Below are 14,889 nucleotides of genomic sequence, written 5' to 3' on the forward strand. Positions count from 1 at the left end.
GGCTCAAGCCAGGCGGTGCACCTGCTCGAGGTCCACCGGATAGCCCGACGCCCACAACCGCGCGGCTTCGGCCAGCACGGTGCGGCGGTCGTCGTCGGCGTTGCGGGGGCGCGCGCACAGCAGCGACGAGACGCTGCTCGCACCGGTCGCCACCGCGACGTGTCTGCGCACCAGCGAGGCTAGCCCCTGCCCGGGCCCGGCCGTGATGCACCGGTAGCCGCCACCGGCGAAGAGCAGGTTCAACGTCTCCCGCAACCGCACCGGCCGCGACGCCTGGTAGGCCCAGAACGCCGGGTCGGTCGCCTCCTCGGCGCTCACCGGGGCGGCGGTCGTCGTCGACAGCAACGGCCAGGTCGGGGGCCGCAAGAGCTTGCCACGCAACGCGTCCATGCCCGCGTCGCAGGCCGGGACCGCGACGTTGCTGCGGTACGCGGCCTCGGCACGCACGCGCATGCACGAGATCCCCACCGCCCGCAGGCTCTGCTCGGTCCGCCGCAGCGCACCGTCCACACCGGACACGATGATCTGCCCGGGCCCGTTGTCCGCGGCCAGCGACACCTCGCGGTCGAGGTGCGGCGCCGCCTCCGCCGCCCCGGCCGCGACGGCGAGTGCGCCACCGGCGGGCGCGGCGAGCAGTTCGAACGCGACCGCGACCAGCATGTCCACGGCGTCCGGCAAGGACACCACGCCGGCGAGCACGGCCGCGGCCAGCTCCCCCACGCCCTGTCCAACCAGAACACCCGGGCGGATCCCCCACGCCAGCAACACCTTCGCGAGCGCGTAGTCCACAGCGAACACCATGGGCAACGCCCGCATCGGGTGGTGCGGCGAGAGCAGCGGCGCCTCGGCGAGCCAGTCGGCCCGCACGCGGTCCCCCTCGGCCCCCATCAGGTCGAGCACCTCGTCGATCGCCTCGGTGGCCACCGGGTCGTGCCGGTAGATGCCGACCGCCATCCGGTGGTGCTGCGCACCCTCGCCGGGCAACAGCAACGCCACCGGCGCCAGTTCCGGGGCCGGCCTGCCCAGCACGACACCGGGCCGCTCGAGATCCAGGGCCTGCACGGCCTCCGGTCCCGAGGACGCGACCACGGCACCGCGCACGGCACCCTGCACCGGCTGCGACCAGGTGTCGGCCACCCGGTCGAACCCGTCGCCGCAGCGGCTCATCCACCGCCGCAACGAAAGGCGCACCGACCGTTCGCTCACCTCGTCGGGTGCGGCCCAGACCAGCAGCCGCGACATCGAGCCCCGCTCCGCGGAGACGGTTCCGCCCACCTGCCCATGTGAGGTCATGGCGTGGTTCGCCTTCCGAGTCAGCCGATCTGCTGCTGTGCCAAGGCTTCGCGGTGCGCGGGCTGGTCGAGCAGGGCGTCGGAGTTCAGGATCGCGCCCTGCAGGTGCTTCAGCCGCGCCGAGGGCTCGACGCCCAGTTCGGAGACGAGCGTGTCGCGCAGCCGCTGGTACATGTCCAGCGCACGCCACTGCCGGCCCGACCGGTACAACGCGATCATGAACTGCGCGCACAGGCTCTCGTGCATGGGGTGCCGCGCGGTCAGCACGGCCAGCTCGGAGAGCAGCATGTGGTGCCGGCCAAGGCGCAGGTCCGCGTCGATGCGCGATTCCAGCACGCCCAGCCGCGACTCCTCGAGGCGGATGACGTCGATCTCGAGCCGGCTGCCCACCTGCACGTCGACCAGCGCCTGACCACGCCACAGGTCCAGCGACGAGCCGAGCAGGCGCGACGCCGACTCGTAGTCACCGGCCTCCAGCGCCCGACGGCCCGCGATGCTGAGCCGGTCGTAGACGTGGACGTCCACTTCGTCTTCCGACACGTCGAGCATGTACCCGCCGTGCCGGGTGACCAGCACATCCTTGGCCTTGCGGGTCATGGCGGCCGCGAGTCCCGCGGTCATCAGCCTGCGCAGCTGCAGGATGTAGGTCTGCAACGTCGTCGACGCGCTGCGCGGCAGGTCGGGACCCCACAGCTCCTCCATGAGCGTCGGCACCGTGACGACCTGACTGGCCTGCAAAGCCAGCACAGCCAGGATCTGCCTCGGCTTCGCGGCGCTCGGCACGATCGATTTCCCACCCTCGTGGGCTTCGAGCGGCCCCAGGACCTTGATATCCATGAGCCCAACCTCCTTCGCCGGCTTGTAGTTCCAGCGCACTGCTGAGCTTCACAGACCGGGCCGGTCACGGGCAGTGCCTGAGGCACGAATGACCAGTGAAAACACCCCGGGCGCAGGCATGAAAAACACACATCGCGCCGATGAGCGAGGCACTGGCGGACGTGATCCCTACCACAACAGAATCGGAACCGCAGATCGGACCACCACCCGGTCGGCACACACACCACACACACACAACCCGTGAGCACAGGGAGAGTCTGATGTCGCAGCCAGCAGACCTGAAGTTATTCACCGGCCTCGAGGCCTTCGCCGCCACGAGCGCCCCCTCCGAGATCGACCTCGTCATCGACGAGCTCGACCGCTGGTCCACCAGCGACATGGCCGCCGCGAGCGCGGCCAAGGTCTGCTGGACGCCGCTGCCCGTCACCGTCGGCGAACTGCCGCGTCTGGCGCGGGTGGCGTAATGCACACCCCGGGGTCACCGGCCGCGGGACTGGTCGGCTTCAAGCGAAACCTGCGGGCTGAGGTCGTGGCTGGGGAGGCCACGTACCTGTTCTCCGAGCGCGGCGTGACAGCCCTGCGCAGTGCGGAGCTGGAGGCGCTGACCCCCCTGCTGGATGGCACCCGGGATCTACCGACGTTGCTGGACGAGGCCCCCGACAGCCTCGCGCCGGAACGCATCGGCTCACTCATGCAGCACCTGGCCAAGGCTGGCCTGGTCACCGTGCGGCCACCGACCGCACCGGGCACCGACCAAGCCGACGAGAAGGTGCTGACCTATTGGGAAAGCGCCGGGCTCGACCCGCAGGAAGCGGCAGCGCGAACCGCTTCCGGCGAGGTCGCACTGATCACCCTCGGCGGCATCGACGGCGCACAGGCGCTGACGACGCTGCGCGCGGGAGGGTTGACGGTCGCGAACAAGGGACCCGACGACGGCACAGCGCTCACCGTGGTGCTTTGCCCCGATTACCTGTCCCCCCGCCTCGGGGAGATCGACAGCGTGCACCGGGCGGCCGGGCGGCCGTGGCTGCTTGCCCGGCCGTCCGGGACCCAACTCTGGATCGGCCCGGTGTTCACCCCGGACGGCGCGTGCTGGCACTGCCTCGCACACCGGCTCTGGAGCCACCGGCAGGCGGAGGCGCACGTGCAGGCCACGCTCGGTCGCACCGGTCCCGCCGAACGGACGATGGCCGAACTCCCGGCCAGCACGACGATGGCCCTGGGCCTGGTCGCGCTGGAGGCGAGCAAGTGGCTCGCCGGTTACCGCTACCCGGGCCAGAGTTGCGTGTGGACACTGGACGGCTTCGACCTGACCGGCACCCGGCACGAGCTTCGCCGCCGCCCGCAGTGTTCGGCGTGCGGTGACCCGGGTCTGGTCGCGGCGGCGGTGCGCAGGCCGGTGCGGCTGGGTTCGCGGCAGAAGGCCTGCTACTCCGGTGGTGGGCACCGCGCGGCGGCACCGGACAAGACCATGGCCGCCTACCAGCACCTGATCAGCCCGATCACCGGCGTGGTGACCGGGATCCACCGGGACACAAGGGGTCCGGCGTTCTTCAACTCGTTCCTGGCCGGCAGCAACCCGAGCACCGGCGGCGGTCTCGATGGCCTCCGTGCCGCGTTGCGCGCGTGCAACGGCGGCAAGGGTGTCACCGCGGAACACGCCGAGGTGAGCGCCTTGTGCGAGGCGCTGGAACGGCACTCGGGCACGTGGCACGGCGACGAGTACCAGGTGCGCGGCAGCTACGCCTCGCTCGGCGACGCCGCCCTGCACCCGGGTGCCTGCCTGCTCTACGACGACCGGCAGTACGCCGACCGGGTGCGGTGGAACGCGTCGCACTCGGCCTTGCAGTACGTGTGCGACCCGTTCGACGAGCAGGTCGAGATGGGCTGGACGCCGATCTGGTCGCTGACCGAGGGACGCCAGCGATTGCTGCCCACGGCGATGCTCTACTTCGGTGCCCCCGGGATCGGCGTGCGTGCCGACTCCAACGGCAACGCGGCCGGCAGCAGCCTGGAAGACGCCGTGCTGCAAGGGGTGCTGGAGCTCATCGAACGCGACGCCGTCGCGCTGTGGTGGTACAACCGCACACCGCAGCCGGGCATCGACCTCGACGCGTTCGCCGACCCGTGGATCGAGGAACTGCGTGAGGTGCACGCGGGCCTCGGCCGTGCGGTGTGGGCCATCGACCTGACCGCCGACCTCGGCGTGCCGGTGATCGCCGCCCTGTCGCGGCGGGTGGACGCCGGGACCGACACGCAGGAGATCATGCTCGGGTTCGGGGCCCACCTGGATCCGAAGGTCGCCTTGCGCCGGGCGCTGACCGAGCTGAACCAGATGATGCCCTCCGTGCTCGCCGAGAACCGCTACGGCTGCGGCGACGGGGAGATCATCGACTGGTGGCGCGGTGCCACGACCGAGAACCAGCCGTACCTGATGCCCGCGGTCGACGTGCCCGCCAAGGGTCCCGCCGACTTCGAGTACCAGCCACGCACGGACCTGCGTGAGGACATCGAGTTCCTGCACAACCGGTTGCGCGCCGACGGCATGCAACTGCTGGTGCTGGACCAGACCAGGCCGGACATCGGCCTGCCGGTGGTCAAGGTCGTCGTACCGGGACTGCGCGGGTTCTGGGCGCGGTACGCGCCCGGCCGGCTCTTCGACGTCCCGGTGCGGCTGGGCCGGCTCGTCGAGCCGACGCCGTACGAGGAGCTCAACCCAATACCAATGTTCCTGTAGTCGGGGCTAGGAGCAGCTGTGAATGTTGATGCCGCGCAACGGTTGCCGAGTGATCGGCAACTACTGTCGCTGCGCGAGGACGTGCTCATCGAGTCCGACGGGGACCTCGAAGGGCCGGTCGTCGTGCTCACCCCGTGGGGTGAAGTGGCGCTGGACGAACCCGGGCCGATGGTGCGGGAGTCCTTGCGCCGCATGACCTTGGGTCCGGTTTCCCTGCGCAACGTGCTGGCCGATGACCGGGTGCCCGTCCGCGGTGGCGAGCCCCAGCTCGACGCCGAGTGCGGCCGGCTCGAGGAGGCGATGGACCTGTTGCAAGCCTCGGTTGTGTACTCGCTCGGCGTGCAGGAGAACGGTGGACTGCTGCTCTCGGCGATCCCCGTGGCCCGCCAGGCCCGGTTCACCCGGCCGCAGGTCGGGGTGGACCAGCCGATCCGGCTCTCCCGGTTCGCCTCGTTGCGCGGCGGGCCGGACGGCGGGCTGCAGCTGGAGTCGCCGCTGTCGCTCTACCGCGTGATGCTGCACCGGGCGCCGGCCACGTTGCTGGCCGCGTCGCTGGGCACCACCACCACGATCGCCGGTGTCGCCACCGGGCTCGGCATCGACCCGGGCCTCGCGATGGACCTCGTCGAGCACCTGGTCGCCACCGCGATGGTGGTCACCGGCACCTGGGCCGGCTCCGGCCGGGTGGCCCGCTACGCCGAGGACGAGGACCCGGGGCTGATCCCGTGGTCGCACCACGACCTGCAGTTCCACGCCCGCACGCGGGTCGGCCGCCAGGAGGGTCCGCTCGGGCCCGTGTTCCCCTACGCCGACCGGCTCGCTCCGGCGCCGGTGCTCCGGCCCGCGCCGATGGGCCCGCGCTACCCGCTGCACCGGCCGAACCTCGAGACGCTCGCGATGAACGACCCGACGCTGACCGAGGTGGTCGAGGGACGGCGGTCCTTCCACCGCTTCGCTGAGCGGCCGGTGACCGCGAGCCAGCTCGGTGAGCTGCTCTACCGGGCCGCGCGGGTCCGCGAGTTCCGCCCCGGGCCGGGCGAGCCGGTGCCGGGCAACCTGTCCTCGGACCGGCCGTACCCGAGCGCGTTCGGGCTGCACGAGCTGGAGATCTACCTGACGGTGGACCGCTGCATCGGGTTGCCGTGCGGGATCTACCACTACGACCCGCACGCCCACGTGCTCACGCTGATCAACGCGGTCGAGCAGGACCGGGCCGAGCTGCTGGACAGCGCGATGGTCACCGCGGGCATGACGCGGCGGCCGCCGGTGCTGCTGAGCATGACCGCGCGGATCGCGCGCCTGGCGTGGGTCTACGGCGGGCTCGCCTACGCCACCACGCTCAAGCACGTCGGCGTGTTGCAGCAAACCCTGTACCTGGCGGCGACCGCCATGGGCCTGGCGCCGTGCGCGCTCGCCGTCGGCGACGGCGAGCTGGCCAGCCGCGCCTTCGGCCTGGACTGGCCCGCGGAATGCAGCGTGGGTGAGTTCCTGATCGGCCTTCCGGCCCAACGCTCGGATAACGGATCGGAAACACAGGATTCCGGGACTTGACAATGAAACCTAATAAGACGGCACTATCTGTCGCCAAGTGGTCACGAATTGCCTTCCCGGTGCGTCCATACGGCGCAAAGAGTCTCCCGGTGGGAGGGGCTTCCCCTTATGCTTGCACCATTCAGTGAAGACGTCACGGGGGACACCCGCATGACAGCGCGCGCGATGGAGGCCGGGGAGACCGGCGACGGCCGCCCACGGCAGCCTCGCAAGAGGTCGTGGCCCCGGCGCGATCCCGCGGTGGAAGCGCAGGGCGACTACGGAACCCTCGCCCCCCGGCTGAGCCGCGGCGTGCTCATCGGGGTCTTCGCGGGCTTCTGCGCCGTGACGCTCACCAACATCTCGACGCTGCCCGACCTCGGGGTGCTGCCGAAGGTGTTCGCGGTGCTCGACACCCTCGCCCTGCTCGCGTTGCAGCTGCTGTACTTCAGCCGCGACCCGATCAAGGTGCGTACCCACACCGGCATCGCGATGAACGTGCTGCAGGCGGCCCTGGCGTACCTGCCGCTGCTGGTGTTCCACCACGCGTGGACCGGCATGCCCGGCTTCGTCGCGGGCACAGCCCTGCTCGTGCTGCCCGCGATCGCGGCCTGGTCGGCGTTCGGCCTGGTCGTGCTGAGCATGACCCTCTACCAGGCCAGCGCGGGCTTCGAGGTCACCGACACCGTCTACATCTTCGTGTCCACGAGCATCACCGGCCTGGTCGTCTACGGGCTGACCCGGTTGTCCACCCTGGTCAAGGAGGTCAACGCGGCCCGCTCGGAACTCGCCGAGATGGCCGTGGCCCGGGAACGGCTGCGCTTCGCCCGCGACCTGCACGACCTGCTCGGCTACAGCCTCTCGGCGATCACGCTGAAGAGCGAGCTGACCCACCGGCTGGTGGCCAAGGACCCGGAACGCGCCCGCGAGGAGCTCTCCGAGGTGCTCGCCATCTCCCGCCAGGCCCTGGCCGACGTGCGTTCGGTGGCCAGCGGCTACCGCGAGCTTTCGCTGGAGGACGAGTCCCGCTCGGCCCGCTCGGTGCTGGCCGCGGCCGACGTCGACGTCCAGATGCACATGAACTACGACGACCTGCCGGCCCGGGTCACCACGGTGCTCGCGACCGTGTTGCGCGAGGGCGTGACGAACGTGTTGCGGCACAGCAAGGCCGAGCAAGTGAAGATCTGCGTGCGGCAGAACGACGACCAGGTGGCCATCCTGGTGGTCAACGACGGCGTGCCGGACGAGCCGATGGAGCAGGTCGCGCGCAGCGACAACAGCGGCAGCGGCATCCACAACCTGTCCGACCGGGTGACCGCGCTGGGCGGCCTGCTGAGCGCGGGCGTCGGCACGGACGGCCGGTTCCGGCTGACGGCGGCGGTTCCGCTGCGGCCGGGTGTGAAGCCGGACCTGGTGACCGAGGCGGCTTAGCGCCGGTGCTCGTCGCGTGGCCGGCCGCTGGAGCCGGCCCGCAAGTACTACAGCCAGCCGGCGTCCCGGGCGATGCGGATCGCGTCCACCCGGTTGCGTGCGTTGAGCTTGGTGGCGATGGCCGTGAGGTAGTTGCGCACGGTGCCTGCGGACAGGAAGAGCCGGGCGGCGATCTCGACGGCTTCGGAGCCGTCGGCGGCCAGGCGCAGCACCTCGAGTTCACGGGCGGTGAGCGGGCACTCGGCCGTGTCCCACGCGGCGAGCGCGAGGTTCGAGTCGATCACCCGGCGCCCGGCGTGCACGCCGCGGATGGCCTCGGCGAGCTCACTCGACGGTGCGTCCTTGAGGATGAACCCGCCGACCCGGGCGGAGAGCGCCTTGCGCAGGGTGCCCGGGCGGCCGAGGCTGGTGAGGATGAGCGTGCGGCAGTTCGGCAGCTCGCGCTGCAGTTCGGCGGCCGCGGTGAGGCCGTCCATGCCGGGCAGGTCGATGTCGATGACGGCCACGTCCGGCTGGTGCTTGACCGCGGTCGGGACGATCACGTCGCCCCGCGCGACCTCGGCGACGACCTCGAAATCCTCTTCGAGGGCGAGCAAGGCGACCAGCGCACCTCGGACCATGTTCATGTCCTCGGCGAGCATGATCTTGATCATCCGGCGCCTCTCCGGCCATCACGGGTGCGAGAGCCATGATCGTAGACCCGCACCGAGGTTCCCGAGGTATTACGCCAAAACTAGCGGAAATGGGGCAGCGAAAATTCACCCAGCCAGCCCATTGATGCCCCGTCCGGCGCTACCCGTCCGGGCACTTTTGACGATCCGAACTTGTCAAATCACCGACCGTTGTGCAAGCTGTCGTGATCGTTCCGAGCCGTACCGGCCGGTCGGTTTGATGCTTTCGATACCGTGGACACACGTCGGCGCCGGGCCGGTTTCCCGGTCCGGCGCCACGAACCGAATTCAGTTCGGCGATGCGGCCACCCAGCGGAAAACCGCTCGCAAGGTGCCCGCCACCGGCATCGTCGCCAGCCGCTCGTAGTACTCGTAGCCGCCCCGGAACGGCACCTTCAGCCGGTCCTGGTCGGCGAGCGAACGCCCACCGAGCACGCCGGCAGGCGAGATGCCCACCGGGCCCCCTTCGAGCACGATCTCGACCGCACCGGGGTGCGATGTCAGGTCAGGCATCGGTCCACCTCCTAGTCACACCTGTGGTCCCCGCCACACAGAGTGCCCGGCGTGGCCCCCTGATGTCTGCCAAACGGGTGAAAAGTTGCCCGTTCGACCCCTATTCGGCGACTTTGGTGCGGGCGACCCAGCGGTAGACGGCCGTGTCGGCCGCCTCGCCCTGCTGGCGCTCGAAGTGCTCGTAGCCGCCCTGGTGCGGGATCTTCAGCCGGTCCCGGTCGTCGAGCCGGTGCCCGTCCGGCACGGCACCCGGCGTGATCCCCGCCGGGCCACCTTCCAGCACGACGTGCCGCGGTCCGGGGATCTTCGGTGTCTGGTCCACGGTCCTACCTCCTTGTTGCTCCTGACGATTCGGCCTTGATCGCTTCGGTGAGGCGCCACAGCACCTGCCAGCTCGCTTGGTTGGCCGTGTCCGGATGCGCGTCGAAGAACCGCAACAGGTCCAGCGGCACGAACCCGACCACCCGCTCGGCCGCGGCGAGGAACCCGGTGAGCGCGCGCCACGCCTGCTCCGGCACGAGGTCGCCGTCGGCCGTGCTGTCCGAGATCGGGCCCCACTGCACGGACAGGCCGGCCCGCCCGCACGTCCGGCGCGCGGCTATCAGCGCGTCGAGGAACGCGTCGGCCGCCGCGGTCGCCGCCTGCCCGGGCTCGCCGAGCAGCCCGTCCGCCGAGGAGAACGCGACGAACAGGTCCAGCGGGTCGTCGGCGGTGACGGCGTGCAGGTTGGCCGCGCCGTCTACCTTCGGCGCGAGCACCGCGGCCAGCGCCTGGTCGGTCAGCTCGTCGATGGGCGCACCGTCGTCGATCCCGGCCGCGTGCACGACCCCGCGCAGCGGCGGCAACTCGGCACGCAGCACCCCGAACGCGGCGTCGAGCGCGTCCCGGTCGGTCACGTCGACGGTCACCAGGTGCGTCGCGATCCCGGCCGCACGCAGCTTGTCCACGGTGGCGACGGCCCGCTCCCCCGGCGCCACGCGGTCGACCAACGCGATCGCACCCGCGCCGTGGGCGGCCAGGTACTCGGCCAGCGAGCAACCGAGCGCGCCGAACCCGCCGGTGATCACGTACGTGCCGTCGCCGCGCAACCGCCCGTCCCGCAGCGGTTCCGGCGCGACCGAGCGCACCGAGGCCGGGTCCACGAGCACGATCCGGCCGATGTGCCGGCTGTCGGCCAGGTACCGCAGGGCTTCGGACGCCTCGTCGAAGGTGAACCGGGTCAACGGCGGCGGGGCGAACTCCCCGGCGGCGACCCTGGTCCAGACCTCGTCGAGCAGCCGGGCGAAGCGGGCCGGACGGCGGTCCATCATCCCGATCACGTCGGCGGCCGCCACGCTGATGCCCTTGGCGAACGGCGCGAGCCCGATCGAGTGGCCGCGGCCGATGTCGTGGCGGCCCAGCTCGACGAACCGTCCGTCGTCGGCGAGCACATCCAGTCCCAGCCGGATGGCCGCGCCGGGCAACGTGTTCAGCACGACGTCGACCCGGCCACGCACCTGGTCGGCCCAGGCCAGCGTCCGGGAGTCGAAGACGTCCGCCACGCCCAGCGCCCGCAGGTGCGCGCGCTTCTCCTCGGTGCCGGCGGTGGCCAGCACCGTCGCCCCCGCGGCCCGGGCCACGGCGATCGCGGCCAGGCCGACCCCGCCGGCCGCGCCGTGGATCAGCACGGTGTCGTCCGCGTCGAGGCGGGCCAGGTCGTGCAGGCAGTGCCAGGCGGTGACCAACGCGAGCGGCACGGCGGCCGCGTCGGCGTCGTCCATGCTCTCGGGGACGGGCTTGGCGTGCTCGGCGCGCACCGTCACGTGCGAGGCCAGCGCCCCTGGCACGCAAGCGATCACGCGGTCGCCGGGCTCGAACTCCGTCACGCCGGGCCCGAGTTCGGTCACCACGCCGGCGCAGTCGGCCCCGAACGGCGCGGTGAACCGGGTGTCGCGGCGGGAGAGGGCGGTCGCGGTCACCGCGACCTCGATCTCCCCGGGGCCGGGCATCCGCCGCGCCAACGGCTTGTGCACCAAGCCGGCCCAGTCCGGGCTGTCCACGCCCAGGCGGTAGGGCTGTGCGGGTCCACGCCAGGCCGGGATCGGCGGCTCGTCGGCGTTGCCCCTGGTCAGCCTGCCCACGTAGCGGCGCCCGCCCCGCAGTGCGGCCTGGTCCTCGCCCTCGTCGGCGACGATCTCCTCGGCGGCCACGGCGTCGGAAACCGTGCCGTCGACGTCGAGCACCAGCGAGCGCAGCTCGGGGTGTTCGCGACGCAACACCCGGCTGTAGCCCCAGAACAACGCGGCACCCGGGTCCGGCAGGTCGCCGTCGGACACGGGCTGCGCGCCGGTGGTCAGCACCACGACGCGCGGCGGGATGGGCAGCGTCGACGCCGCGCGGACGGTCAGGCTCAGCTCGTGCAGCGCCGCGCGTTGCCGGTCGAGCCCGTCGGCCGCCTTCGGGGCCAGGAAGAGCAGCCCGGTCGGCACGACCTCGCGCAGCAGTTCCTCGGTCACCACGGTCGCGGACTGGGTCACCTTGACCCCGGCGGCGACCAGTTCGGCGGCGATGCCCGTGGTGTCGTCCCCCGCAACCAGCCACACGCCCAGCGGCTGGGTCCCGGCGAGCAGCCGCTCCTCGCACGACTGCTCGACGAACACCAGGCGGTGCACGCGCTCGTCCGGACCGGCGGCCTCGGGCGGGAGCACCCGCACGGCCAGGCCGAGCACGCTGAGCAGCGGCTGGCGGTGGATGTCGTAGAGGTGCACGTCGAAGAGCCCGCTGCCCTGGCGGATCACGTAGGAGTAGCCCGAGGTCACCGGCTCGGCGAGGTCACCGAAGTCCCGGTGCCGGTGCACGGCGGTCGCGGACACCGGCACCACGGCGTCGTCGCCGTCCAGCAACGCTTGCGACACCTGCAAAGCCGCGTCCCACAGCACCGGGTGCAGTTGGTGGGGCCGCTGCCCGGCCGCGCACCGCTCGGGCAGCAGCAACTCGCCGAGGGCGTGGTCGCCGTTGGTGTGCAAGGCCTGCACGCCCTGCAAGGCCGGGCCGTAGTCGGTGCCGCCGTCGCGGCAGCACGCGTAGAAGGCCGCCGCGGTGACCGGCTCGATGTCGGTGAGGTGGCGTGGGAAGTCCGGCGGCGCAACGATCTCACCGGCCGTCACCCGCGCGCTGGCGTGCTCGGTCCACGCGGATCGACCGCTCGGCAACGACTTCAGCACGACGCTGCCGCCGTCGGCCACGTCGTCGCGCCACACCAGGGCGAGCCGCACGGGCTCGCCGGACGGCAGCGGTTCGGTGAACCGGATGGCGTCGAGCCGGACCGGCAGGGCGCCGGTGCGGGACCGGGCCGCGCCCAGGACGAAGGTCAGCATCGCCGCGGCGGGCAGCACGGCGGTCCCGTGCACCAGGTGGTCGGCGAGCCACGGGTGGTCGCGCTGGTCGAGGTCGAGGACGGCCTGCCACGTGTCGTGTTCGCCGGGCGCGGGGGCGAGCACGAGGTCCGTGCTGTCGCCGCCGCTGCCGTCGGCGACCCAGTGCGTGTCGCGTTGCCACGGGTAGGTGGGCACCGCGACCGGCGGGCCGGGCGGTACCGACCCGACGGGTTCGAGCCCGCTGACGTACGCGCGGGCGAAGGCGGCCAGCACATCGCGTGGGCCCGCGTGACCCTCGTGCAGGCTGGTCAGCACGACCGGCGGTTCGGCCCGCCGCGCGGCCAACCGGCCCATCGCGTCGGTGAGCGCGGGGCGGCCGCTGATCTCGATCACGTGCGTGACGCCGCGGTCGAACACCGCGTCCACGGCGTCGGCGAAGAGCACGGGCTGGCGCAGGTTCTCCGTCCAGTACCGCGCGGTCAGCTCGTCCCCGGCCACCGGCCGCACCTGCACCGGCGACATGAGCTCGGTGTCGGCGGCCCGCGGGTGGACGGGGTCGAACGCGAGCAGCAGGTCCTCGGTGAGCACGTCGACGTGCTTGCTGTGCGCGGCAACGGGTTCACCCACGAGGCGGCAGTCGGTGCCCACGGCGTCGAAGCGCTGCTTGAGCGCGAGCACGGCATCGGTGTCCCCGGCCAGCACGCAGCCCGCCGGCCCGTTGTCGGCGGCCAGCGCCAGCGCGCCGTCGAACGGCTCGGCGGCGAGCATCGCCTTGCGGGCGTCCAGCCCGACCGCGAGCATCCGGCCCGCTCCGGCGTACCGGCCGGCCACCGCGACCCGGCGGGTCACGACCAGTGCGGCGTCCTCATAGGACAACATGCCGGCGACCGTGGCCGCGGCGATCTCGCCGGCACCGTGGCCGAGCACGACGTCCGGCGAGACACCCGCGGCACGCCAGAGTTCGGCGATGGCGACCGCGAGCGCCCACTGCACCGGCGCCGCGACGTCGGGCTCGGCGGTCCAGTCGTCGCGGCCGGTCACCACGCGTGGCAGGTCCCAGTCGACGTGCGGCGCAAGCGCTTGCCCGCACCGTCGCAGGACGGTCGCGAACACCGGGTCGGCGGCGTAGAGCTCCCGCCCCATCCCGGCCCACTGCGCGCCGTGACCGGGGAACACGAACGCGACGCGGGCACCGGCTTCGTCGAGCCGGCGGGCGCGTCCGGTGACGACACCGGGGATGGGAGCCTCCTCGTACTCCGCGGCGAACTCGGTCAGCAGACCGGTGAGCTCCTCCGCGTCTTCGGCGATGAACCCGGCGCGCACGGGGAAGTGGTCGCGGCGCCGGCCGAGGGTGCCCGCCAGCACGGCGGGCGCCATGTCGACGGTGGAGATGTCGGCCGCCCGCTGGCGCAACGCGTCCTCGGAGTGCGCGGACAGCGGCACGAACGCGGGCCCGCTCGCCAGGGACGGCAGCGAGACCGGCGGCGCGGCGGCGAGCACCGCGTGCGCCCCCTCGGTGGCGACGCCGACGCGTGCGCCGGGACCGAGCTGCACCCGCTGCTCCCCCGGCACCAGGTGGTTTTCCAGGGCCAGCACGGCTTTCGCCAGCCCGGCGAGCCCCGAAGCGGCTTCCAGGTCACCGATCTTGGCGACGAGCGCGTCCGGCCGCTCGACATGCGCGAGGTTCGGCGGCGGCTGCGCGGGCCCGGCCGAGGTGGTGGTGATCAGCGCCCGGATCCGGTCGCCGTCGGCCTGTGCCTTGGCCAAGGTCTTGACGCAGCAGGCGACAACGCCTTCGCCACGCACGCACCCCGGCTGCACCCGGTTGCGGCCCACGGTGGCGTCCGGCGTGATGATCAGGTTGACCGCGCCGACCAGCGCGGCGTCGATCTCCCCGGCGCGCAACGCGGTGGCGGCGACGTGCAACGCGACCAGCGCGGACGACCCGCCGCTCTGCACGACCATGCTCGGGCCGGTGATGCCCAGGAACCCGGCCACCCGCCCGGCGATCATGTCCGGCGCGGTGCCCGCGAAGCTGTGCGCGCTGGGCCGGGCGCCGCGTTGCTTGCGCAGCAACGCGTAGTCGCCCGCGCCCGCACCCACGTAGACGCCGGTCCGCGCGCCCGCGACGCTCGCCGCGGGCACCCCCGAATCCTCCAGCGCCTGCCACGCGACCTCGAGCATCAGCCGTTGCCGGGGGTCCAGGTCGGCGGCCGCCTCCGCCGGGATCCCGAAGAACGCGGGGTCGAACTGGTCTATCCACGCGAGGAACCCGGCCTTGACGGGCACCGGGAGCTCGGGGTCGAGCGGCGCGGCGGGATCCCACCGGGTCGGCGGCACGGACGCCACGGTGGTGACGGCGGTGCCGCGACCGGTCAGCAGCGTCCAGAACGCGTCGAGGTCGGGGCTGCCGGGCAGACGCCCGGCCATCCCGACCACGGCGAGCACCGGGGCCGACTGGTCAGGTTGATCGCGTTGATCGTCCTGATCACTGCGGAACTGGTCCATGGCGGCTGCCTTCT

At 72.3% G+C, this 14,889-nt stretch carries 10 protein-coding genes; 4 read left to right on the forward strand and 6 right to left on the reverse strand.

Features of this window, described 5'->3' with window-relative positions:
- Positions 1-3: 3 nt before the first annotated feature.
- Together EV186_RS25590 and EV186_RS25595 are read right to left on the reverse strand one after the other, a co-directional pair.
- Positions 4-1,275, reverse strand: coding sequence for an acyltransferase domain-containing protein (locus EV186_RS25590; protein ID WP_166659323.1), 1,272 nt, complete (start codon positions 1,273-1,275; stop codon positions 4-6).
- A 38-nt stretch (positions 1,276-1,313) separates the two neighbouring features.
- Complete coding sequence (locus EV186_RS25595; RefSeq protein ID WP_133851928.1) at positions 1,314-2,129, reverse strand: AfsR/SARP family transcriptional regulator; 816 nt, start codon at positions 2,127-2,129, stop codon at positions 1,314-1,316.
- Positions 2,130-2,389: 260 nt separating this feature from the next.
- On the opposite strand from EV186_RS25595, the gene EV186_RS25600 reads away from it, so the two are divergent.
- The 4 genes from EV186_RS25600 to EV186_RS25615 all read left to right on the forward strand — a co-directional run bounded on the left by EV186_RS25600 (position 2,390) and on the right by EV186_RS25615 (position 7,827).
- Positions 2,390-2,593: a hypothetical protein gene (locus tag EV186_RS25600; protein WP_133851929.1), complete on the forward strand. Its 204-nt coding sequence runs from the start codon at positions 2,390-2,392 to the stop codon at positions 2,591-2,593.
- Positions 2,593-4,866, forward strand: coding sequence for a TOMM precursor leader peptide-binding protein (locus EV186_RS25605; RefSeq protein ID WP_133851930.1), 2,274 nt, complete (start codon positions 2,593-2,595; stop codon positions 4,864-4,866). Before EV186_RS25600 ends, EV186_RS25605 begins: the two co-directional genes overlap by 1 nt.
- 18 nt (positions 4,867-4,884) lie before the next feature.
- A complete protein-coding gene (locus EV186_RS25610; RefSeq protein ID WP_133851931.1) occupies positions 4,885-6,417 on the forward strand; it encodes a SagB/ThcOx family dehydrogenase in 1,533 nt (510 codons plus the stop codon).
- A 150-nt stretch (positions 6,418-6,567) separates the two neighbouring features.
- Complete coding sequence (locus EV186_RS25615) at positions 6,568-7,827, forward strand: sensor histidine kinase (RefSeq protein WP_166659324.1); 1,260 nt, start codon at positions 6,568-6,570, stop codon at positions 7,825-7,827.
- Between the two features lie 47 nt (positions 7,828-7,874).
- Here EV186_RS25615 and EV186_RS25620 read toward each other — a convergent pair whose 3' ends face one another.
- The 4 genes from EV186_RS25620 to EV186_RS25635 form a co-directional block, all read right to left on the reverse strand.
- Positions 7,875-8,480, reverse strand: coding sequence for a response regulator transcription factor (locus EV186_RS25620; protein WP_133851933.1), 606 nt, complete (start codon positions 8,478-8,480; stop codon positions 7,875-7,877).
- 306 nt (positions 8,481-8,786) lie between these two features.
- The gene (locus EV186_RS25625) at positions 8,787-9,011 is read right to left on the reverse strand and encodes a DUF5988 family protein (RefSeq protein ID WP_133851934.1); all 225 of its coding nucleotides are present in this window, start codon (positions 9,009-9,011) and stop codon (positions 8,787-8,789) included.
- A 100-nt stretch (positions 9,012-9,111) separates the two neighbouring features.
- Positions 9,112-9,333, reverse strand: a complete 222-nt coding sequence (locus tag EV186_RS25630) for a DUF5988 family protein (protein WP_133851935.1) — start codon at positions 9,331-9,333, stop codon at positions 9,112-9,114.
- Positions 9,334-9,337: 4 nt separating this feature from the next.
- Positions 9,338-14,875, reverse strand: a complete 5,538-nt coding sequence (locus EV186_RS25635) for an SDR family NAD(P)-dependent oxidoreductase (RefSeq protein WP_133851936.1) — start codon at positions 14,873-14,875, stop codon at positions 9,338-9,340.
- Positions 14,876-14,889: the final 14 nt, after the last annotated feature.

This window comes from Labedaea rhizosphaerae, from assembly GCF_004362825.1.
GTDB classification, from domain to species: Bacteria; Actinomycetota; Actinomycetes; order Mycobacteriales; family Pseudonocardiaceae; genus Labedaea; species Labedaea rhizosphaerae.

Coding starts and splice junctions, on each gene's coding strand:
- EV186_RS25595 (WP_133851928.1), bottom strand. CDS start 2,129: ATGGATATCAAGGTCCTGGGGCCGCTCGAAGCCCACGAGGGTGGGAAA.
- EV186_RS25600 (WP_133851929.1), top strand. CDS start 2,390: ATGTCGCAGCCAGCAGACCTGAAGTTATTCACCGGCCTCGAGGCCTTC.
- EV186_RS25605 (WP_133851930.1), top strand. CDS start 2,593: ATGCACACCCCGGGGTCACCGGCCGCGGGACTGGTCGGCTTCAAGCGA.
- EV186_RS25615 (WP_166659324.1), top strand. CDS start 6,568: ATGACAGCGCGCGCGATGGAGGCCGGGGAGACCGGCGACGGCCGCCCA.
- EV186_RS25620 (WP_133851933.1), bottom strand. CDS start 8,480: ATGATCAAGATCATGCTCGCCGAGGACATGAACATGGTCCGAGGTGCG.
- EV186_RS25625 (WP_133851934.1), bottom strand. CDS start 9,011: ATGCCTGACCTGACATCGCACCCCGGTGCGGTCGAGATCGTGCTCGAA.
- EV186_RS25635 (WP_133851936.1), bottom strand. CDS start 14,875: ATGGACCAGTTCCGCAGTGATCAGGACGATCAACGCGATCAACCTGAC.